The organism is Flavobacterium sp. UBA7680 (assembly GCF_002482975.1).
GTDB lineage: Bacteria > Bacteroidota > Bacteroidia > Flavobacteriales > Flavobacteriaceae > Flavobacterium.
Window position 1 is genome coordinate 19,251 of the sequence record NZ_DLHA01000049.1, and the last position, 21,470, is coordinate 40,720.

General features: G+C 31.7%; 27 protein-coding genes. 7 read left to right on the forward strand and 20 right to left on the reverse strand.

Translation table 11 applies throughout. The features are described from left to right. Positions 1-264 precede the first annotated feature (264 nt). The 3 genes from B3C18_RS19925 (at position 265) to B3C18_RS19935 (ending at position 2,291) form a co-directional block, all read left to right on the forward strand. Positions 265-1,107: a helix-turn-helix domain-containing protein gene (locus B3C18_RS19925; RefSeq protein WP_414655358.1), complete on the forward strand. Its 843-nt coding sequence runs from the start codon at positions 265-267 to the stop codon at positions 1,105-1,107. Positions 1,108-1,165: 58 nt separating this feature from the next. Then, positions 1,166-1,663 carry a DinB family protein gene (locus B3C18_RS19930; RefSeq protein WP_291150785.1) on the forward strand — a complete coding sequence of 166 codons (498 nt, stop codon included), beginning with the start codon at positions 1,166-1,168 and terminating at the stop codon, positions 1,661-1,663. Positions 1,664-1,895: 232 nt separating this feature from the next. Further along, the gene (locus B3C18_RS19935; RefSeq protein ID WP_291150788.1) at positions 1,896-2,291 is read left to right on the forward strand and encodes a VOC family protein; all 396 of its coding nucleotides are present in this window, start codon (positions 1,896-1,898) and stop codon (positions 2,289-2,291) included. A gap of 62 nt (positions 2,292-2,353) precedes the next feature. Here B3C18_RS19935 and B3C18_RS19940 read toward each other — a convergent pair whose 3' ends face one another. The 10 genes from B3C18_RS19940 to B3C18_RS19985 all read right to left on the reverse strand — a co-directional run bounded on the left by B3C18_RS19940 (position 2,354) and on the right by B3C18_RS19985 (position 10,076). Then, a complete protein-coding gene (locus B3C18_RS19940) occupies positions 2,354-2,713 on the reverse strand; it encodes a nuclear transport factor 2 family protein (protein WP_291150790.1) in 360 nt (119 codons plus the stop codon). A gap of 24 nt (positions 2,714-2,737) precedes the next feature. Then, positions 2,738-3,244: a hypothetical protein gene (locus B3C18_RS19945; RefSeq protein ID WP_291150792.1), complete on the reverse strand. Its 507-nt coding sequence runs from the start codon at positions 3,242-3,244 to the stop codon at positions 2,738-2,740. A gap of 32 nt (positions 3,245-3,276) precedes the next feature. Continuing rightward, complete coding sequence (locus B3C18_RS19950) at positions 3,277-4,059, reverse strand: alpha-ketoglutarate-dependent dioxygenase AlkB (RefSeq protein WP_291150795.1); 783 nt, start codon at positions 4,057-4,059, stop codon at positions 3,277-3,279. A gap of 14 nt (positions 4,060-4,073) precedes the next feature. Next, entirely contained in the window at positions 4,074-5,303 is a 1,230-nt protein-coding gene (locus tag B3C18_RS19955) for a hypothetical protein (protein ID WP_291150798.1), read from the reverse strand. Positions 5,304-5,353: 50 nt separating this feature from the next. Continuing rightward, positions 5,354-5,767, reverse strand: a complete 414-nt coding sequence (locus tag B3C18_RS19960) for a VOC family protein (protein ID WP_053473215.1) — start codon at positions 5,765-5,767, stop codon at positions 5,354-5,356. An 83-nt stretch (positions 5,768-5,850) separates the two neighbouring features. Continuing rightward, positions 5,851-6,228 carry a hypothetical protein gene (locus B3C18_RS19965; RefSeq protein ID WP_291150802.1) on the reverse strand — a complete coding sequence of 126 codons (378 nt, stop codon included), beginning with the start codon at positions 6,226-6,228 and terminating at the stop codon, positions 5,851-5,853. A 43-nt stretch (positions 6,229-6,271) separates the two neighbouring features. Next, the gene (locus B3C18_RS19970) at positions 6,272-6,937 is read right to left on the reverse strand and encodes a hypothetical protein (RefSeq protein WP_291150804.1); all 666 of its coding nucleotides are present in this window, start codon (positions 6,935-6,937) and stop codon (positions 6,272-6,274) included. Between the two features lie 195 nt (positions 6,938-7,132). Continuing rightward, positions 7,133-8,251: an FAD-dependent oxidoreductase gene (locus B3C18_RS19975; RefSeq protein WP_291150810.1), complete on the reverse strand. Its 1,119-nt coding sequence runs from the start codon at positions 8,249-8,251 to the stop codon at positions 7,133-7,135. A gap of 62 nt (positions 8,252-8,313) precedes the next feature. Next, entirely contained in the window at positions 8,314-9,078 is a 765-nt protein-coding gene (locus B3C18_RS19980) for a helix-turn-helix domain-containing protein (protein ID WP_291150813.1), read from the reverse strand. Positions 9,079-9,113: 35 nt separating this feature from the next. Beyond that, positions 9,114-10,076, reverse strand: coding sequence for an AraC family transcriptional regulator (locus B3C18_RS19985; protein WP_291150816.1), 963 nt, complete (start codon positions 10,074-10,076; stop codon positions 9,114-9,116). 95 nt (positions 10,077-10,171) lie between these two features. Here B3C18_RS19985 and B3C18_RS19990 point away from each other — a divergent pair, with 95 nt between their 5' ends. Next, the gene (locus tag B3C18_RS19990) at positions 10,172-11,335 is read left to right on the forward strand and encodes an FAD-dependent oxidoreductase (RefSeq protein WP_291150819.1); all 1,164 of its coding nucleotides are present in this window, start codon (positions 10,172-10,174) and stop codon (positions 11,333-11,335) included. 158 nt (positions 11,336-11,493) lie between these two features. Here B3C18_RS19990 and B3C18_RS19995 read toward each other — a convergent pair whose 3' ends face one another. From B3C18_RS19995 to B3C18_RS20005, 3 genes are read right to left on the reverse strand one after another with little or no spacing between them, the layout of a single operon-like run. Then, positions 11,494-11,868: a DoxX family protein gene (locus B3C18_RS19995; protein WP_291150821.1), complete on the reverse strand. Its 375-nt coding sequence runs from the start codon at positions 11,866-11,868 to the stop codon at positions 11,494-11,496. Between the two features lie 6 nt (positions 11,869-11,874). Then, positions 11,875-12,342 (reverse strand): SRPBCC domain-containing protein, encoded by a 468-nt coding sequence (locus B3C18_RS20000; protein ID WP_291150823.1) that lies wholly within the window; start codon positions 12,340-12,342, stop codon positions 11,875-11,877. 3 nt (positions 12,343-12,345) lie between these two features. Next, positions 12,346-12,672: an ArsR/SmtB family transcription factor gene (locus B3C18_RS20005; protein WP_056209295.1), complete on the reverse strand. Its 327-nt coding sequence runs from the start codon at positions 12,670-12,672 to the stop codon at positions 12,346-12,348. Positions 12,673-12,979: 307 nt separating this feature from the next. Between B3C18_RS20005 and B3C18_RS20010 the strand changes: the two genes are divergently transcribed. Next, positions 12,980-13,333 carry a DUF2200 domain-containing protein gene (locus B3C18_RS20010; protein ID WP_053473206.1) on the forward strand — a complete coding sequence of 118 codons (354 nt, stop codon included), beginning with the start codon at positions 12,980-12,982 and terminating at the stop codon, positions 13,331-13,333. Positions 13,334-13,425: 92 nt separating this feature from the next. Here the strand turns inward: B3C18_RS20010 and B3C18_RS20015 are convergent, their stop codons facing one another. Next, positions 13,426-15,774, reverse strand: a complete 2,349-nt coding sequence (locus B3C18_RS20015; protein WP_291150825.1) for an outer membrane beta-barrel family protein — start codon at positions 15,772-15,774, stop codon at positions 13,426-13,428. Between the two features lie 348 nt (positions 15,775-16,122). Between B3C18_RS20015 and B3C18_RS20020 the strand changes: the two genes are divergently transcribed. Both B3C18_RS20020 and B3C18_RS20025 read left to right on the forward strand, forming a co-directional pair. Then, positions 16,123-17,211, forward strand: coding sequence for a sensor histidine kinase (locus B3C18_RS20020; protein ID WP_291150828.1), 1,089 nt, complete (start codon positions 16,123-16,125; stop codon positions 17,209-17,211). A gap of 1 nt (position 17,212) precedes the next feature. Beyond that, positions 17,213-17,917, forward strand: coding sequence for a LytR/AlgR family response regulator transcription factor (locus tag B3C18_RS20025; protein WP_291150832.1), 705 nt, complete (start codon positions 17,213-17,215; stop codon positions 17,915-17,917). A 75-nt stretch (positions 17,918-17,992) separates the two neighbouring features. Here B3C18_RS20025 and B3C18_RS20030 read toward each other — a convergent pair whose 3' ends face one another. From B3C18_RS20030 to B3C18_RS20055, 6 genes are all read right to left on the reverse strand, one after another. Continuing rightward, positions 17,993-18,358 carry a hypothetical protein gene (locus tag B3C18_RS20030; protein ID WP_180861789.1) on the reverse strand — a complete coding sequence of 122 codons (366 nt, stop codon included), beginning with the start codon at positions 18,356-18,358 and terminating at the stop codon, positions 17,993-17,995. A 139-nt stretch (positions 18,359-18,497) separates the two neighbouring features. After that, entirely contained in the window at positions 18,498-19,430 is a 933-nt protein-coding gene (locus B3C18_RS20035; protein WP_291150840.1) for a transglutaminase, read from the reverse strand. 17 nt (positions 19,431-19,447) lie between these two features. Then, on the reverse strand, positions 19,448-20,299 hold the full coding sequence (locus tag B3C18_RS20040; RefSeq protein WP_291150842.1) for a substrate-binding domain-containing protein: 852 nt from the start codon (positions 20,297-20,299) through the stop codon (positions 19,448-19,450). A 52-nt stretch (positions 20,300-20,351) separates the two neighbouring features. Then, a complete protein-coding gene (locus B3C18_RS20045; protein WP_291150844.1) occupies positions 20,352-20,825 on the reverse strand; it encodes a DUF4265 domain-containing protein in 474 nt (157 codons plus the stop codon). Continuing rightward, complete coding sequence (locus tag B3C18_RS20050; RefSeq protein WP_291150846.1) at positions 20,825-21,217, reverse strand: VOC family protein; 393 nt, start codon at positions 21,215-21,217, stop codon at positions 20,825-20,827. Before B3C18_RS20050 ends, B3C18_RS20045 begins: the two co-directional genes overlap by 1 nt. Then, positions 21,217-21,462, reverse strand: coding sequence for a hypothetical protein (locus B3C18_RS20055; RefSeq protein WP_291150848.1), 246 nt, complete (start codon positions 21,460-21,462; stop codon positions 21,217-21,219). The genes B3C18_RS20050 and B3C18_RS20055 overlap by 1 nt, the downstream gene beginning before the upstream one ends. Positions 21,463-21,470: the final 8 nt, after the last annotated feature.

The following is a 21,470-nucleotide window of genomic DNA, read 5'->3' on the forward strand; positions in this document are numbered from 1 at the left end:
TTCGAACCCCTCATCGCCCACCAAAAAACTCCTTAAGAAATTTAAGTAGTTTTTTTATGTCTATATTTTTAATTTATGTTTCCTCTATAGTACTAACCTCATATTTAATATCAGGCGCGTTGAAGTTCAAAATTCAAAAATATTTTCTACGGTTGAAATTTGTATATTAGCTAAACGTTTCACCTTCAAATTGCGACAGAATACAAAGTCGAAATACGTTAGTCAACAGTAGGATAAATTCACAAACAGACATGAAAATCTAAAATGGACACATTTAGAACATTCGACTATATTTCATATCAAAAAACACCCAGAAATAAAATCTTTCTTCCACAAAACCTTGTTTCATTTTTAGAACAAGGCGAGAAAGTTGTATATTATTCTGATAATAAAATATCTATTACGAACAACCAATTTGTGATACTTTCTTCGGGAAATTGCTTAATGACCGAAAAACTTCCGGTGAACAATAATTATCGAAGCACTATGTTGTTTTTTAGCAATACAGCCTTAAAGAATTTTTTTGTAAAATATGCTTCTATTATTAACGAAATTTCACCTAATCCCAACAAAATAATTAAGCCATTTGCAATATTCGAAAAAGACCAGTTTATTAGAAATTTTATCACTTCACTTAAACTTATCCAATCCAAACCTGCAATATTTTCTAATAAAATGCTTGAATTGAAATTTGAAGAACTAATGCTTCATCTTCTTGAAATATATCCGAATGAAATTCTTTCATTCCACACAAAAAATCTGGAAGAATATTCTAATTTTGAAATACGAAGAGCCGTTGAACTAAATATAACAAACAATCTTACAATAGAAGAATTGGCTTTCTTGTGCCATACAAGCGTTTCTACTTTTAAGCGGAAATTTGTAAAAATCTACAATCTTGTACCAAGCCAATACTTTCTGCAACAAAAAATAGAAATGGCAAAATTGTTATTGTTGCAAAACGAAAATCCAAGCGAAGTGTTTTACAAAGTTGGCTATGAAAATCATTCAAGTTTTTCACAATCTTTTAAACGAGTTCAAGGCATTAGTCCTAAACAATTTCAGCAAAGAAATCTGAATGTTACTCAACAGCTTTTGAATGATTAGCGATAACTCTACAACATAAATGCCTTCTATTTTTGCAGTAAATTTAAACTCAAAAAAAATGAATAAAAGGTATCTTATGGAAATTGCTAACTATAGTAATTGGGTTGATAACAGCATAATTAAATGGCTCGAACAAATTAATGATGAACAATGGGATAAAGAAATTACAAGCAGTTTTAATTCTGTTGCAAAAACAGTAACACACATTGTTAGTGCTAAAAAAGTTTGGATCGATTTTTGGAAAAACACACCTAATCCTGTTTTTCTTTCAGCTAATTTCACCGGGACAAAAAAAGAATTGATTGAAATTTGGAAAAAAACAATGGATGATTATGACAATTTTATTGAGGGTTATCCAGAAGAAAATTACACACAAATAATTTCTTTCAGCGTAAGAGACGAAGAATGGAGCATGGAATTTGCTCAAACTGTACTACATCAAAATAATCATGCCACCTATCATCGAGGACAATTAATAACAATGTTGCGACAAATAAGCTTTACTAATTTTTCTAACACTGATTTGGCAACTTATTTTATCAAAAAAAAGATATAGTAGATTATAATGATGATACTAAACAGACTTGAAAACTAATACTTTTAAGTTTTTAATCATCAAAAAATGTCAAGATTGGAATTAAGTGTTCGATTACTGTCTCAGACACTTCACAGAATTTTAAAACTCCAAAGTCATTTGATTTTGGAGTTTATTTATAAAAAGCTTTACAAATGCTGATTTTAATTCCCTAACTTTATTTTATATTAAACATTTATAAAAAACTGAAGTTATGAAAACTAGAATGATTTGGGGAAACTTGGTTACTAACGATTTACAAAAAACAATTCAATTTTATACAGCATTAGGTTTCAAGCAAAACGGGAAAGAAACAAATGAACTGGTAAGTTTTATTTTTGCAGAAAACCATTTTATAATAAACTTTTTTACAGCTAAAAGATTTGAAAATGCTCTAAGAGGTAATTTAGCTAATACTAAAATCGAAAACGAAACTATTTTTTCGTTATCCGCAGACAGCAGGGAAGAAGTAGACCTTTGGTACGAAAAAATTAAAAAAATTGGCGGCACAATTTTCTCTGAACCTGAAGATTTTGAAGTTGGTTATACTTTTGGTTTTGCCGACCCTGATGGTCATAAATTCAATTTTTTATATTGGCCGGGAATGTGATTATAACAGAAATGAAAAAGCTCCATTAAAAAATAATGGAGCTTTTTAAATTATTTACTGAATTAATTCTCAACCAATTCAATATCCATAGTTTTTATAAGTCCGTCCTGAAAAGTATAAACATGTTTTACCAATCCGTCGAACATTAAATTGCCTTGCAAATCTTTTACATTTTGGTGTACTTTAACTTCTAGACTTCCGTTTTCTCTTTCGGTAAAGCCAACTGGCTCAACTTTCGGATTTATTTCTGTCCATTGTCTTGTCCAATATTGTTTGATTTCATCGTGTCCACTTATGTAACCACCTTCCCAGGCTTTTGACCATTGTACATCTTCCTGCATTGTCGATAATGCGTTGTTGATGTTTCTTTCGTTGAATGCAGAATATGCTTTTTCAATAACATCTTCGAATTGATTTGCCATTTTGATTGTTTTTTGATTTGAATCTTATTTTTGTTCTTTTAATAATGCCGTTTTCCAAGATTTAAGCTGATCAACTTCAAACATTAATCTTCGATCTTCTTTATTTTTTAGAGTAAATTCTCCGCCTTTGTTTTTAAAAGAACGATAGAAAACCATTGTATGCAATTCAGCTTTGTCCCAAACAAACTCTTTTTGTTCATGACTTTTAAAAAGTAATCTGTTATCTGTCAAACATAGTTTTCCCGAAACAATATCATTGTCTATCAAATGATTTGCAGGCGCTTCTATCATCACATTTTCAAAATCTTCTGTATTTATTTGAATCTTTTCGAGAACCTTTACTGATTTTGTAAATCGTGTATAGATTGCTCCATTTAAAATCATGGAACAAAGTGCGATTGGTATGGAAATCTCCAAAAATAATCCTAATGGCAAATGAGCAATTATAATTCCTAAACAAAAGCAAAGCAAGAAAGCATACACTCCATATAAAAATCCGTTACTAATAATCTTAACTATTGTTTCTTTCATAAAATCTGTGGTATTTTGAGTAATCTAACATCTTACTTCGGCAGCATAGTATCACTAATACTAAGCGTATACAATAATTCTGGATAGGTAAAATCCATAGTGAAATTTTCCTGTCCTCTCAATTTGAAAAATTCCGTTTTTTGATCCTCATTTGCCAATTCTAATAATGTTCCGTTAGAAAATCTAGGTTTATTATCTTCAAACTGAATAAAGGTTTTTGATTTTCTAAAGGTAATCCCCAGCCATTTATTCGATTCAGATGTTTTTTGTTTTGGCACAGATTCTAATATAATTTTATGAAGAAATGCCATGTTTGCTGTCAACGGAAATAATACAACCGAATTATGATTTAAAACAATATCAAATTCTTCATCCGAAGCTTTATCTTTTACTTTAAGCTTTCTTAAGTTTATTTCAGTCAATTTTTCAGGATTTTCATAACAGCTAAAAAGTCCGATATAAGAGCCTTCTTCCAGATCTAAAGCCTGATCTGAATGATATTTCATTGTAGCATAATTTGAATCATACACTTCAATTAGTGCATTATTAAAATCAACTTTGGGTAAATTATCAATCTCATTCTTTTCAATTTCGGCATTTAAATTAGTTATTATTGACTGATGTAAAGCAGAAAATTGGTTAGCAGGAATATTATAAATAGTTGTTGTTCTCACAATAGGAATACCATTATCTTTAACATCAACTAAATGATTTCCGAGTCTGCCTTTTCCTGTAATTTCAAAATCAGCAGAATGCAGCAGTTCATTAAATAAATTATTTTCGAATGGAAGGATAATCTTTTGAAATTCTTTCATTTTGAGATTTACAATTAATATATAGGCTTTTCATAATCACCAGCATTCATACTAAAATGAACTTTTCCGTATTCAATGTTTTTTACGGTCATATTTTCTTCATAATAAGAATCTCTCAAAGCGATCATTGTTTCTTCCGTCATTTCTTCCAGTTTAATTAAACCGCCGTTTTCTTTAATATAAGTTTGATTTTGCATATAAACCGCTTCCAGATTCGAACATCGCGCCACATATCCCATTCTAATTGGGATTTGATCAACGTTTAATGTCGAAGGCCTAATTTCGTGCGTGTACAACCTGTTTGTTGAAAGTGGAATTATAAAGGCTGAATTTGGATATAAAATAACGCTGAATTCTTTTTCTAAAGAAGAATCAGTAACCATATTCTTTAGTTTAAAATGAAGCCTCGTCAATCCGCTTGTTTCTTTGTAACACCAATCATATCGGTCTTTTTTAGAAGGTTTAAGCTTATCAAAATTAGTAGTATCATAGAAAGTACAAAAAGCAATAATACCTTCTTTTGGCATATCCTTAGTTTTATCAGAATGCGCTTTTATTTTCGATTTTACTTCCTTAGCATTTTCATCTGATTTTACTTTATTTTCATAAATCTGAACCAAGACGTGGTTTACTTTCGTTTCTTCTTCAAAAGTCTGTTTAACAGCATCGTTTAAGGCTTTAATTACCGTATGATCTGTTTCACGAAAATTATCTGTTGGGCCTGTAAAATTGCTTGAACATCTTAAAAGGTTGAAATGCAGTATTTCTTTATCTGCAGTTTCTTCTTTTAAAATTTCACTTAAATAAATTCCGGTTCTTAAAGCTTTAGATCCTTTATTGGACTCTGTTAAATTTTGAAACAAATGTTCTGATTTGATTTTATCGAAATAACCATTCCCAATGAACATTTCCCTAAAATAAACCCCGGCATTACTCACCAAAACAGGAACTTGTCCAAGCTCTACAAATTGGATATTTGAACTTGCAGAGCCTTCATAATTAACAGAAAACTCTTTAATTATAAAATAAGTACCGCTAGCATTTTTAAGCTGGCTGATATCACCAAAGGCATAAATTGTTTTATTGTTTAAAGAAGTATTAATCTCCGAAAGGTCTTTAATAACTTTTCCGCAGAAATTAGAAACTAAATATTCCAGTTCTGATGACGTGTCGATTGAATCTTGTAAAACAAGAAGTATATTTTTGTTTTTTGAAATGCTGTTTTCGGTATGCTGTTTGGTCATTTTTTATTTAAATATCGATTAGGCTTAAAGAGTTTATTTATACATAAATATTAATAAACCGGTTCCCAAAGCTCAATTTTATTACCTTCTGTATCCATTATGTGCACAAATTTGCCATAATCATAGCTTTCAATTTCATCAAGAACTGTCACACCATTTGCTTTCAGTTTTTCTACAAGACCTTCGATGTTTTGAACACGGTAATTCACCATAAAATCTTTTTTCGATGGAGAAAAATATTCATCACCTTTCTTAAAAGGACACCATTGCGTTGATTCTATCTGTTCTGGTTTATCAAGATTTCTGGATTCAAAACTTGCCGAACCCCAATCATTGATTTCTAATCCTAAATTTTTAGCATACCAATCTTTAGTTTCTTTCGGATTTTCAAGAAAAAAGAAAATACCGCCAATTCCAGTAACTTTTGGAGTTGTATCGTCTGGTTGATTTTGTGAGTCTGACATATTTTTAGCTTTTAGTTATAAAGTTCGTTTTCTTTGACTAAGATAAAATTATTTAAAACAAAAGATTAAATTAAAAATATTGATTACGATTTTTTGTATATTTTTTTGGCTTCTTTTCTACTTCTTTCAAAAATGTCTTTTCCAAATTTTATAAAAATTAATTCATCCATTTTTTCAGAATAACATTTGGAATATTCTGTTATCACACATCCTAAATTTTTTGAAATAATTCCATATTTCTCCTTTCTGTAATTTTCAAGAAACTCATCAAATTTTGGATCAATCTGAATAAGAAGTCCATAAGAAAAGCTATTATAGATTCCGTTATTAAAATCGGTTTGAGCTTCAACAACTCCTTCATTACAATTTTTAAATCTTATTGAATCTTTTTCAATAATATATTTTTGTTGAGAATAGGCAGATAAACCACTAAAAATTAAAGCTAAGATAAAGTGTTTCATTTGTGTATTCTATTAAGTTGATTGTTCATATTCCACATAAAGGTTAATAATTAAAAAAATCTGCCTCTTTTTCGGTTTTCTCAATCTCTTTTACTTTTCTTCCTTTAAGATCCACGATTGCTCTTAAAAAACTCACTTTTGTAGAATCTTTGTAGATCAAACCACGCCACTCAACGCTTACAATTTTTAAATTACTATTAGTTGTTGGATAACATTTATACTGCGTATATTGCGGACCAGATTGTATTGTTTTTTGCTTTATGACATTTTTTACTGAAATATCTTTTTCAGCAATATACATGGCCAGCGAATCGATTTTATAAAGACTGTCAACGCTTTTTTCAAATTTTTCCTTCCAGTTTTTACCAATACGCTTTTTTAAAATACTATCTGTTCTATTATTATGGTTAATATCGACAGTTTGGTTATTAATATCTGTACAGGATGTACCGCTTACAACAAAACGGAAATTATACCAATTATCTACAATATATCTGTATTTGTCTTTTTCATCAGGTAATCCGCCGCTAACCGCATAAGTGGGAAATCTATTCTCTAATCGTATTTCAGCATTTGTCCAGGAAGTATCTGTTTTTGTTTTCGTTTCTTCTTCATTAACTGATTTATACTCAAAATTTTCTTTACCAATTAAAAAACCGACAGTTATAGATACTAAAACTACGCTTATAAATATTAAAGTTCTTTTCATAATTTGTAAAGGCTTTGCTAAAATCAAATTCTTAAAATTGTATTTTATCTATAGTATTTTAACAAGTCTAATATAGAATTAATTCAATTACCTAAAAAGAATATTTTACGAAAGCGTAAAAAATAATAAAACCTTCAAAATATAATCTTGAAGGTTTTTCAAATTGCAGATTTTTTTTCTAAAATGAATGATAAATTAATCAACAAATTTTAGAAAAGTAAAATCAGTTTTAAGCATTTCTATTTCATTTTCTCTGGTTTGTTGCTGTGCTTCTTTGGCATAAACAAGCATTCTTTCTTCGTAATTATGTATTGCACTTTCAATAGTTTGAAATTCTCCGTTTAGTAGATCTTCAGATAAAATTAATGCATCCAGAAGCCCAATATTAGCGCCTTGTCCCGCAAAAGGAGGCATTAAATGTGCAGCATCTCCAATAAGTGTAATAGGCAAGGGGCGGTTATTTTTCCATGCCTTTTCTACAGATATCTTTTTAGTAGGCAATCCGGTAAAGAAAGAAGTGGCACGAAATAATTCTTTATACGATTCTCCCCAATCAGAAAATTTATCTAAAAGAAATGCTTTGACGTTTTCTATATTTTGAAAATCGATTTCTAACGTTTCAGGCATCTTAAAAATAACATTATAACTTAAAGCATTATTATTTTTAGGATTGGCAACCAATAAATTACCATTATTAGAAGCCATCAAAATTTTATCACCGCACAAATCATAAAAATCTAAAGATTTTGCTTGTGATTGAGCTACTTCACCCTGAATCATATACGTTCCCGTAAGTTCAACTTCGGCATCTGTAATATATTTTCTAATAGAAGTCATACCGCCATTTGCACCAATAATAAAATCAGCCGTTGCCGTTTTTCCATTTTCAAAATGCAAAAGCCATTTTTCGTTTTGTTCTTCAATATCAGTTAGTTTACTATCCCAAACAACTGTATTTTCTTTTAAGCAGTCGATTAGTAATGTTCTTAAATCGTTTCGGTTTATTTCAGGAGCGTCGTATTGTTCTTCTTCAGTAGTTTCTTTACTAAATAATACATTTCCTTTATAATCAGTCAAAATTCTTCCCATCGGAATTGCCATTTTATAATACGTTTCAAGTAATCCCGCTTTCTGCATCGCGTCTTGACCTGAACCTTTATGCAAATCGAGCGTTCCGCCCCAAATTCTTGCTTTTGGATCTTTATCTCTTTCATAAACCGTAACATCAATTCCGTTTTGCTGCAGTAATCTCGCCATTGTTAAACCAACCGGGCCTGCGCCAATGATGGCTATTTTTTTATTTGTAAGTAACATAATTTTTATTGTTTAATTAGGTTACAAAATTGAGAAGACTGTAGGAGATGAAATAGTAAAAATCAGTCGTTTTTGGTATTCATTTTTTTAATTGCCACGATATCCATAAAACGATTGTCTTTGTTTTTACTCAATTCTTTTGGCGTAACGCCGGAGTATTTCTTGATTTCTTTGATAAAATGATTTTGATCGGTGAAGTTTTGATCCGGAAAAAGTATGCCTTCGCTGATGGGTTTAAACGAAGAACCAAAACGCAGAATATTGCAATAAGCTTTTAACGAAATACCAAATTGCTGATTAAAGTAACGATTAATTTGACGGCTGCTCCAGAACACGTTTTCAGACAGTTCCTTTACCGTTATAGATCCTTTTGAAGCATAAATAAGTTCAAATAGTTTCTTTTTTCGGTTGTCAATATCTGGTGTTGTAATACTGTTTATTATCTGAGTTGCTTTACTGCAAAAGTGCTCAAAAGTATTCAAATCATCAGCTTCAAATTTCCATATTTCGTCTGAAATAATTTTGTCATCATTTAAAACATCTTTAATAGAATCTCCAAATAAATATTCAACAGCCAGCAATTTAAAGCCAATAGAAAACATTTTTGTTCCAATAGGAATTATAATCTGACTTGGAATTGTATCTAAACCCCGAATCGTTTTTTGCCAATTATCATCGTTTATATTCATAACCGCGAAATCAACCATTGCATTTGGTAAAACAGTCGACGGAATATCTTTTCCCGTATTGTTTTCAAGCATCCAAAAGCTGTGAACAAAATGCGAAATCGAATTATCCGGTAAAGCTGATTGAATTAGCAGGCTCATTTATTAAATAATAAGGTTATACAAAAATATTCAAATTATAGTACAGAGTATTTTTTAGGTTTCAATCCAATTTGCTGTTCAAAAACCCTTGAAAAATGGCTCAGATTGGTAAAACCCAATTGATAACCAACTTCTGAAACTGATAAATGTTTTTCTTTTAAAAGTCTGGCCGCTTCCTGTATTCTCATATATTGGTAATATTCAAAAACGCCTTTTCCAAAAGTCTGCTTAAACAATTTTCGAAGTTTGGGTTCGCTCATTCCGGCTTCTTTTGCCAGTGAATTAATCTCCGGCGCTTTATCTAAATTAGATTGTAAATGGTATTTTATGGCATAAATGGCTTTAATATCTTTTATATGGATTCCGCTCGACGGTGTTTCTTCACGCTGCAATAACAAAGCAAAAATATGGCAGAGCAGTTCTTCACATTTTAGTTTATTATAATGATTCTCTAAACTTTCGGGAACAGATTGATGCAGCATTTCGCTCGCAGTTGTAATCATGGCGGGAGAAATTCCGATTTCGTAAGCAAAAGTATCTTTAGAAGAAAGTATACTTGAAACTATGGGATGTTTTAGTTCTCCAAATCGTTCCAATAAATATTCTCTTGAAGCAGAAATAGTTACACTTCTAAAAAATGTATTTTGAGGCATTGCCATTACAGAAGAAACAGACTGCATGGCAATGAAAACATTGGGCTGTTCTGTGATTATAGCGCCTTGTTTTTGGTTAGAAGAATCAAAAATACCGCTGAGAAAAAAAATCACATTTTCTTGTCCTTCAGGAATTTCATTTTTACGTTCGAGGACAATTTCTTCTTTTAAATAATAATTCCTGATCATCATTCGCAAGTCATTTCCCCATGTAAAACCAGTCATATAACCTTCGCCCAAATGTTGCGGAATATCAATAAAACGTCCGCGTACACGAGCTCCAATTGCATCTGCGAACTTCTGCAGGATTCCCGAACCATTTTTATCTACAACTTCAATTTTCATTTACGACTATTTTAATATCAAAAACGGATATTTTATCTATAAAGATACAGATAATTTTGTAATGAAAATTTAAACAAAGTAAAAACGATATAATTATGTTATTAGATAATAAAAAAATTGCCATTATTGGCGGAGGCCCAGGTGGATTAACTCTTGCCAGATTATTACAGGAAAAAGGCTTAAATGTAAAAGTGTATGAAAGAGACGAAAACCGAAATGTCCGTCAGCAGGGCTCAACACTTGATTTGCATGAAGATACAGGTTTAAAAGCCATGCAAGAAGCCGGATTAATGGAGGAATTTAAAAAATACTATCGTCCCGGAGCAGATAAAATGCGAATTGCCAATAAAGATATGAATGTGGTATTTGATGATCAGGAAGAAAAACCTCAAGAAGATTTCGGAAATGAACATTTTCGCCCGGAAATCGACCGCGGGCCTTTGCGTGATTTACTTATCGCTTCACTTAAAGAAGAAAATGTGATTTGGAATTCTAAATTCACCCAAATGAAACCTTTCGGAACTGGCTGGGAAATTTCTTTTGAAAATGGAACAACTGTTTATGCCGATTTTGTAATTGCTTCTGATGGAGCAAATTCGCGTGTGAGAAAATATATTACAGATATTCAGCCTATATTTTCGGGTGTTACAGCGGTTGAGATTAATATTTATAAGGCGGAAAAAAACTCGCCAAATCTTTGGAAGCTTGTAAACGACGGAAAACTTTTTGCTTTGGAAGAAGGTAAAACATTCTTTTGCAGTTCAAAAGCTGATGGCACATTAACTATTTTAATTGGAATAAAAACAGAAGATAATTGGGTTACCAATTCAGGAATTAATTTTAAGGATAAAAGCTCTGTTGCAGAATGGTTTAAAAAGGAATTCAGAACGTGGAATACTGACTGGCAGGAAATTTTTGAAACTAATGAAATTTCCATTATTCCGAGACCTATGTATCATTTCCCGATTGACCAATATTGGAAACCGTTGCCAAATCTTACCATAATTGGTGATGCCGCACATCGCATTCCGCCTTATGCAGGAGAAGGGGCAAACCAGGCTATGGCCGATGCTTTAGATTTTTATGAAATATTTTGTTTTGGTAATCATGAAACTATAGAAGATGCTGTTTCTCTATTTGAAAATAAGATGCGCAGTCGTATGGAAGAAATAACAGAAGATACTTTAAAAATGACCGACGCTATGCATGTAGAAAGCAATTTACAGTTTTTAACTGATTTTTTTAATCAAGTTTACTAAGTGCAGTTTTTAGTTTACAGTCGCAGTATTCAGTCACAGTTTGTAGATTGTCAGGCTGAGCGAAGTCGAAGCCCTCGTGTCGTAAAAGTCCTTCGACTTCGCTCAGGGTGACAGCTGTTTTCAAAACTGAAAACTGTGACTGCAACTGTAAACTGAGACTAAATAACCGTTTTTCTAGAAGCTGGTCTAAAATACCATGAAGTAACAGTTAAAACCAATAATAATGTTGGTCCAAAATACGCTATTCCAGAATCACCTACGGCAAAATGAGAGAAAATAGCGCCGCTCATAGCAAAAAAGAATCCTGCGTAAGCCCATTCTTTTAATAACGGAAACTTCGGAATTAAAATAGCGATAACACCTAATATTTTCCAAACACCAAGAATAACCAAAAAGTAAAGCGGATAGCCTAAATGTGCCATCATATCGGCTTCTTCTTTCATTTTTATAATTTGTACAATTCCTGTTGAAGTCATTCCTAATGCCAGCCAAAGAGTGGCAATCCAATAAATAATTTTGTTTCTTTTGCTCATGACGATTTATTTAAGTTTGTTTACTATTTCCTGTAAGCGATTGTGTGCGAAATTTAAACCTTGCGCAAAAGGCAATTTCAATTGTTGATCTCTGTGTTCTACAGATTTGTAGATAATCTGCATAGTAAGTCTGCTTGTATCTTCTGTAAGTCCTTCAAACTCTAAAAACTCCAATTGAGGCGCAAAATTGGCATTGTCCATTTCAAAAGTTCTGGTAATTCTTTCATTTGGAACAAAATTATGAATGACACCATTGGCACTAAAAACAACATTTCCGTTTGGATCTTTGGTTTCAAACTGCCAGCCGCCATGCTGTTTATTTTCTAATTTCACCACTTTTGTTCCCATCCATTGTTCAACAATTTCAGGCTCTGCATAAGCTTTAAAAAGCAAATCAACCGGAAGATCAAATTCTCTTGTAATTACAATTTCCTGCTGGCCATTTTCGACATTAATTTTTGTTTTGCGTTCCATAAATTAATCTTTTTTGGGTTTATAGTTTTTCATTATACTTTCTAATTTATTAAAACGATCGTCCCACATTTGGCGGAAAGGTTCAATAAAATCAGCAACTTCTTTTATTTTTTTTGGATTTATATAATAATAAATCTCGCGTCCGTTTTGCTTTTGGTCAAGCAGTTCACATTCCGTTAATATTTTAATATGTTTCGAAATAGTTTGTCTTGAAGAATCAAAATTTTCCGCTATAGTTCCCGGCGTCATCGCTTGTATGGCTACCAAATTTAAAATTGCTCTTCGCGTTGGATCGGCAATTGCCTGAAAAACATCTCTACGTATTTCCATTATGCAGTTATTTGACTGCAAATATAATGAAGTCATTTGACTGCGCAATATTTTTTTTGTTTTTTATTATAATGCGTTAAACTGGATTAAAATTCAGCCTTACAATATATATCGAGCCTCTGGCTCTTTATTCAAAGGAGAAAGTTCCGAAGGAACGATTCATATTGTAGCCACGGATTTTAATCCGTTGGAAGATGAATCCACATGAATTATACGTTCCGTAGGAACGATTGATATTGAATTAGTTAATTTTACCAATAGAATTCAAAATTTTTATAATTTTAAATTCAATAAAAAAGAAGAAAACATGAATAATAATGCTAAAGTATTTCAATATTCATTTGCGAGTATTTATCGATTGTATAAGGAAAAAGTAGAGAAGAAGGGACGTACGGCAGAAGAAGTAGATACCGTTATACTTTGGCTTACAGGCTATAACGATAAACAATTTAGAGATCAAATCGAAAAGAAAGCAGATTTGCAGACCTTTTTTGCAGAAGCACCAAACCTAAATCCAAATGCATCTAAAATTACAGGCGTAATCTGCGGTTACCGAATTGAAGATATCGAAGATCCGTTAATGCAAAAGATTCGCTATATGGATAAATTAGTAGATGAATTAGCGAAAGGAAAGAAAATGGAAAAAATCCTAAGAGAATAAAAGCAAAAGCCGTTTTAGTAAATTAAAACGGCTTTCTAATTAAAATTAAGTTTTGGAATTTGGATTTTTAAAAATTGGAATTTAAACCTTTTTTACATATTATCTGGCAATCTATCAGCATCATTTTTACTTCTGTTAAAGCGATAAATAACATTAAGGTTGATGTATCTTCCTTGCGATCTGGCTTCCGATTCTAAATAATAATATTGAGTTGTAATTTTTTCTGTTGTAATCTGCGAATTGAATAAGTTATTTACGTTTAAAGTTACCGACATTTTATCTCCAAGAAAATCCTTGCTCAAACCTAAATTAGCGCTATACTGAGCTTCTGTAAGCGATTGAACGCCTTGATTTTTTCCTCGGTATCTAAAGCTGAATTCTCCCGAAATAATTTTAGGAAACTTCACTACAGATCTAAAGTTTGAAAGCCAGGTTTGATCTTCGGCATTATAATTTACGTTTTCAAAAGTTCCCTGCTGTTTAAATTTGTAATAATTAAAATCTAAAGCCAGTCTAAGCCATTTTGTCGGGTTATACGTTGTCGAAACTTCTGCACCATAACGGTCTTCAGTATCAAGGTTTACAGGCGTGCTTACAAAATAATTTTCATCGGTACGTTTTACTATATATTCAAAATAATTAGTTGTGTGTTTGTAATAAACAGATGGATTAATGCTGAATTTCCCCGGTTTTGTTAATAATGTAAACTCAAAAGAATTGGTAAACATTGGGTTCAAATCTGGATTTCCTACGGTTAAATTTCTTAAATCTGAAACTCCCGAAAACGGATTTAACTGCCAGAATCTTGGTCTGTTGATACGTTTACTGTAGCTCAATTGTAAATCTGTTTTTTCGGTTAAATTGTATACAAAATGCAGCGTAGGGAAGAGGTTAATGTAGTTTTTAGCATTATTAAACGTATTTTTAGCATCGGCTATTTTTATATCTGATAGTTCAGAACGCAGCCCTAACTGATAATTGAACTTTTTATATTTGCTGGAAAACTGAAAATAAGCACTGTATAAATTCTCATCGTATTTTAATTTATTAGTAAATTGTTCCTGCAATACATTGTCCAGAATCGTGTGATAATCACTTCTTAGCGCACGCAGATCACTTCTAATTCCCATTTCAATTTTAGAGTTTTCAGAAATTGGATCTACAAAATCTGATTTTATAAAAATATCATTACTGCTTTCTATGTCTCTTGAATATAAATTAGAAACCGATGCATTAAAAGGAAATATTTTTTGTTGTGTAATGTATTGATTTTCATCATCGTTCCAAAAATCATATTGCAAACTTGTCGTCCATTTTTTATCCTTTCTGTCAAACGTTTTTACATAATTTAATTCTAATGCATTGTAAATTTGAGGTTCTTTATATTTTTCTGATCTTGAAATAATACTATCTGTAACATTATTTGCATTAGCATAATTGTAGTTGTAATGCATTTTGTTGTTATTGTTGTCTTTGCTTCGGTAATAACTTCCTGTTAATGTGTTTTTTGAGTTGATATAATAATCCCCGCCAACATACATATTATACACACCAATACTTCGTTTCATATCATCATACTGATTTAAAATAGTCGTTGTACCGTTATCCGTATTCGTTTGAAACTGTTTGTTGTAACCATAAATATCTAAATAACGGTAACCTAAATTTCCAAAAAGATTCACTTTTTCTGTTTTATAACTCACATTGGCATTTACGTTATGTCTCGCAGGATTTCCAATTCCGGCCTGAAGCGAACCGTTAAAACCTTTCATCGTGTTCTTTTTCATAATAATATTAATGATTCCCGCGCCGCCCTGAGCCTCATATGCCGAAGAAGGATTGGTAATAACTTCTACTTTTTCAATATTAGCTGCTGATATCTGCGATAATCCATTATTTGTGGTCAGCATAGAAGGTTTTCCGTTTATTAATACCGTAACACTGCTGTTTCCTCTAAGGCTTACAACTCCTGCAATATCTACGTTTACCGAAGGAACATTGTTTAAAATATCATTTGCAGATCCGCCGCTGGACAAAATATCTTTACCCACGTTAAAGACTTTTTTATCGATTTTCATTTCTACCGCTGATTTTTCGGCAATAACGTTCACTTCGTTTAATTGATTGATGCTTTCTTCTAAAAGAATGTCTTTCATGACAATATCTTTATTCAATTGAATGTTTTCAGCCGTAAAAGTTTTGTACGACATATAGACAGCTTTTAACTGGTAATTTCCAGAATTGCTTTTCAAAATGTAATTTCCATCAGCATCTGTAACGGCTTCTTTTTTATTTTCTGCAGATGATAATAAAAGCGTTACATAAGGTAATGCCTGTTTGGTTTTAGAATCTACTATTTTTCCTTTGATAGTAAATTGTGATGTTTGTGCTCCAGATGTGAAGCTGAATAGTAATACGATTAATAATGTTAACTGTTTCATTTTTTGATTGGTTTAGAATTTTAAGCAAAACTCCTTTTTAATTTCACTCAAAATTTTCACGCATGATATAAGGGCGATTATTACGCATAAACAATCAAATTGAAACCATAAATCGTGTTTATAGCCAATTTTTATATGTTCGTATCTTTTTTTAGTATGTTCATCGACAACTATTTTGTCTTTCTAAATAAATGTTAACTTTGATTTTACTTAGATTTTTAGTTGCTAAGGTTCTGAGATTCTGAGATACTAAGTTTTTTTTAAATCAGCAACTTAGAAAAGAATAATAAACCTTTAGAAAAAATCTTAGGATCTAAGAACCTTAGCAACTCAGCAACTTAAAAAAACATGACACCATTCGAAAAAATTATAAATTTCTCTAAAGAGCACAGAATAAGTACCCATATTATTTTTTGGACATTTATTTTTATTATGTTTTTCAGCAAAAACACTTCTTCTGAACCAGAAGAATTATGGGTTGATATAGCATACACATTATATTATGAGTTGTTTTCTATCATTGGGGCTTATTTTATGTCTTATAGAATTTTACCCCGCTTAATGATTACACAAAAGCACAATTGGGTTTGGGCAGAATTGGTTCTGGGAAGTTATGCTATCTCTGTTATTGCCAGAATTGCAATGGTGTACGGCTTGGAAACTCTTACACGCAAACGACCTTTTAATCAGGAACCTATTGCCGAAATCCTGACTGATTTACCTACTTTATTTGGAGCTTATTTTTTGCATATTCTTTCGTTATCTATATTTTTTATTTTTATAAAATTGATAAAAGATCAGTATGTCGTTCAGAAAAGGTCTTTACTGCTCGAAAAGCAAAAAGCAGAAACCGAATTAAAAATCCTGAAAGCACAATTAAACCCTCATTTTTTGTTTAATACGCTTAATAATATTTATTCACTTTCAATTACAAATTCTCCAATAACTTCAAAATCAATTGCTGTTTTGTCTGAGATTTTAGATTGTATTTTATACCGATGCAGTGCGACTTATGTTCCCATTTCTCAGGAAATTTCTTTACTTGAAAATTATATTACGCTTGAGAAACTGAGATATGATGAGCATTTAAGCGTTGTATTCAATCATTCTATTGATCATAATAAATCTATTGCGCCTTTGATTTTGCTTTCGTTGGTCGAAAATGCTTTTAAACATGGAGCAGGAGAGGACACGGGAAGTTCTCCTAACATTCAAATTGATTTGAAGCTGCAAGGTGATCGTTTTGAGTTTAAGATTGTAAACTCCATAAACAAAATTGACAGCGAATCTGGAAACGGAAAAATTGGATTAAATAATATTATCCAGCAGCTTGATAAAATTTATCCGGAACATTATACTTTTGATGTTACTAAAACCGAAAAGGATTTTACGGCTTATTTACAGATTAATTTAGCAACCGAATATAATTTAGCTTAAAATGAAAATAAAGTGTTTATTAGTCGACGACGAGCCTTTAGCAATCAGCTTATTGCAGAATCATATCAGTAAATTAGATTATTTTGAAGTGGTAGGAACTTGCCCAAACGCTTTAAAAGCCGCCGATGTATTGCGTACAACTGCTGTCGATTTAATGTTTTTAGATATTAAAATGCCGCAGATTACGGGAATAGATTTTTTAAAAACATTAAAGAATCCGCCGGCTGTTATTTTTACTACCGCTTACCGCGAATATGCCTTAGAAAGTTACGAGCTCGATATTGTAGATTATCTTTTAAAGCCTGTTACTTTCGATCGTTTTTTTAAAGCCGCAGATCGTTATTTAAGAATTAGCGGGCCTGTAAACAGCAAGATAATTACACCTTCGCAGGAAGATTATATTTACATCAAAAACGGACCAAAATTCAATAAAGTAAACGTCGACACGATTTTATATATCGAAAGTGTGAAAGATTATATTATTATACATCAAAAAGATGGTGTAAATCTAAATGCCAAATATAAAATAAGCGATATTGAATTAGAATTGCAGGATAAAAACTTCCTGAGAATTCACCGCTCTTTTATCATTAATTTAAAAAACATCACGGCATTTACACCTTACGATGTCGAAATTGGAAGTATTGAAATTCCTATTGGAGCGAGTTATAAAGAATACGTTTTTAAAATTTTAAAGAATTCATAGCATAAAAAAACTCCTTAAATGATTTACTTAAGGAGTTTTTTTTATGCTTGTGTGGTTATATCAGGATAGCAAAGCTTATATTTTTTTGAGCGTAAGTTTCATTTCTTTACTGTCCAGAATTAATTCGTCACTGGTAATAGTACTTTCGCAAGGGTATGGGGTACCAACTTCATCTTTAATTACTAAACTTTTTCCACCTTTTGTCAATGCATAAGTACCATTTGTAATTTCTCTTGTCAAGAATCCGGTAACATGCCCATCTTTTGTAAATGTTAAAGTTCCATCCGTTAAAATTACAGCTTTTAAAGAATCCGAAATGGGCATTTTCGGTTCTACCGCTGTTATTTTCCAAGAGCTTACCAGTGTATTTCTCTTAGAACATGAAATCATTAATACTGCAGCCAATGCAAGCGCGAAGATAAATAATTTAGATTTTTTCATGATTTTGTGATTAAAGATTAGAAATGAAAAGGTACAAAAAAAAATATTATCTATAACGTTATAGCTACAGAAAGTGAGATTGAGTTGTCTGATTTCTAATATTTTATACAAAAACAGCCTTTTTGGAGAGCTTGAAAAATCAATTTAAAGTCAAAGCTCCCAGAATTTCTTCATACATAAACGGGCCTCCGGGATAAGTTGCCGTATAATCCAGATTCATCCAGACTTGTCCGCGTTCATCAATATGGTAATGTAGATTTTTACCATAACTTTCTCTTTGAAAAAGTACATTTTTAATTAAATAATTGACCTTTTCCAAATCAATCATAGAGCCTATTAATATTTCGGGATAAATATGGCCTTTGGTATGTATAAGCCTTGGAGTTCCGCCAATAGAGCGAATTGCCGCCGCCATTAAGATAGAATGATCATCGCAGTCTCCTGAAAAATATTCTAAAGATTCACTGGCAGTAGCAATATAATCGCCTTCTTTTGGGTCGTTGACATAATTCCAGCGTCCGTTTATTTCTTTAAAAACAGCAAAACACTGAATTATAGTTCTGTAATCAGAATAGCCTTTTATTCCTTTAAAATGCTTTGAAGTGGCCATAATAGCAAAATTTCGAACTTTCGGATTTTGATATTCAATGGCGCTTATAATTTTTGATTTATTGGGAAACGGCAGCAGTTTTGCCACAATTATATCCTGCGGATATGGATTGTCTGACATGGTATAAATCATAGAATTATAATCTTCAGAAATCTCGCTGAAACCATAATTCCCAATAACTGATCCGTAAAATAAAATCAATAAATAAACTGCGACACATAAAATGATTATGGTTCGCAGATACATTAGCAGAAAGAAAACAACAGCAAAAACAAAAATGAATATAAAAACACGATCCAGATTGAAAGCCCATTCCAGATCGATTAGGTTTTGATGCAGAATGATAAATATCGGGATTGTAATAAAAAGACTCAACACAGAAATAATAATCCTATCCCAAGGCGATTTCACCTGTAATTTGGATTTTAACTGTGGTAGGTCAATTTTGGGAAAATTTATCATAAGAATCAAAAGCAGTTTTACAGCGCTTTCACCGTTTCAACAAAAGTACTTTTTTTATCAATAATTCCCAGATCAAATAATTGATTTTGAATTTTGATAAATGCTTTTTCACTTAAATGTTTTTGTGACCATTGTGTTAGTTTCAGCCATTCCTGAATATCTTCGACTTTTTGATTGAATAATTCAGCTAAAGTCTTGTCAATATCAGGAATCTGCGCAAAATCATGCGTCGTTTTATTGATAACTTCTAATACTTTTTCAACGATTTTTGGATTCTTTTTCAAGAATTCGTCGCGAACCGTTATCACAAATGAAGGCCATGGAGTAGGACAGTCGCCCACGCGCCTGAAAATTCCCTGATCAACCAGCGGTTTTGTCATAAAACGTTCCCACATAAAATAATCTGCAGTTTCGTTTGTCAAAGCTTCCACAGCGCCGTCGATAGTATTAATAATTTCAAATTGCAAATTATCGCTGTTCCAGCCTTGCTCATTTGCATTTACATAAGCCATTAATTGTGAACCTGAACCAATTCTTGAAATCGCAACTTTTTTGTTTTCTAAATCTTTTACAGTTTCGAAATCTGATTTTGCTGCAACGTGAATACCCCAAATTAAAGGTGACTGCACATAAATCTGAACAATTTTACTTGGGTTTCCTGCCGTAATATCTTTTACAATTCCTTCTGTCAAAATAACGGCCATATCAGCCTCGCCGTCGCGCAGCATCTGACACATTTTTCCGGTACCTTCAGGAACGTTTTTCCATTGTAAATCGATATTTTCTGCTTCAAATTCGCCATTTTCAATGCATAAATGCCATGGCAGATTGAAGTGTTCAGGAACACCTACAATTTTTACAGTTTTCATTATAGTTTAAGTTTAAGTTAAGTTTGGTATGCGTATTCTTAAGTTTGTAAGTTTAGTTTTTTATTAAATCAGCCCTGTGTTTGTCTGAAAGGCAAGGTTCTGCATATTGAATAATTTCCTGAGATTCGTATTCGTTTAAAATACTTCTCACAATCGAATAATCAACATCCCGAACCACTTCTACAGAAAGAAAATTATCATTTAATCCTTCTGATAAACAATTAATTGCCTTTAGTTTTTCTCTGATAATTTCTTTGTCAAATCCTTTTTCTAAAATGATCACCTGAACAATTGAATTTCCTGAATTTTCAATCGTTTCTTTATAAACCAGGCGTTCTTCCTCTTCATCAAATTCTGCATAAAATAAATCATCAGTTGCAATCAACGGCCCGAAAAATGGAATATTATCTAATTTAAAAAGTCCTTTTTGTAAATCTACAATTTCGGCCCACATCGTTTCTGAAACTGTTTCTTCTAAATAATCACTGTAATATTTAAATAATATTTTTTTATGTGTTTCCTGCATTATTCTATTTCGTTTATTATGGCTTTTAAGGATGATATTACAATACGATAACCATCTGGATCCTGGATCATTTTTCCGTTTTCGTTCCAAAACGGATTAGCTGCAGTTATCGTTGCAATATTGTGGTGTATAAGCTTATTTATTAATTCGTTGTAATCTGAAATTGTTTTGGGATAAAGCACAATTACATCGTCTTCATCAAAAGAATGATCGGCTTTTACATCAGATTGTGTAAACTCAAAATGCCAGTCTAAGCCTGATTTTCCAATAAAAATTCCGTCGTAATTATTGTGTTTTTCAAAACCTCCCAATTGTTCAAAACCGAGAATATCGACGTAAAAATCTTCAATTCTCTTTAAATCATTCGTATGTCTGGCTACTCTTAAAAACATTATTCAAACTTTTTAATTACAAATATAAAAGCAATAAAAATGATTATCCCGGTAAGAAAGTTCTTTTGAGCCGTTGTAAATCCATTTTTATCGACATTTGGATTTTTTTGATCCCAATAATAATCTAAACTTTTAGGATATTTTTCTTCAATAGATGCATTAAGTAATTGGAAAAAACACCATCTAAATAAACCTCCAATTCCTAAAAAAAATGCACCTAAAACATGCTGAAACAAATGCCCCATAAATTTAA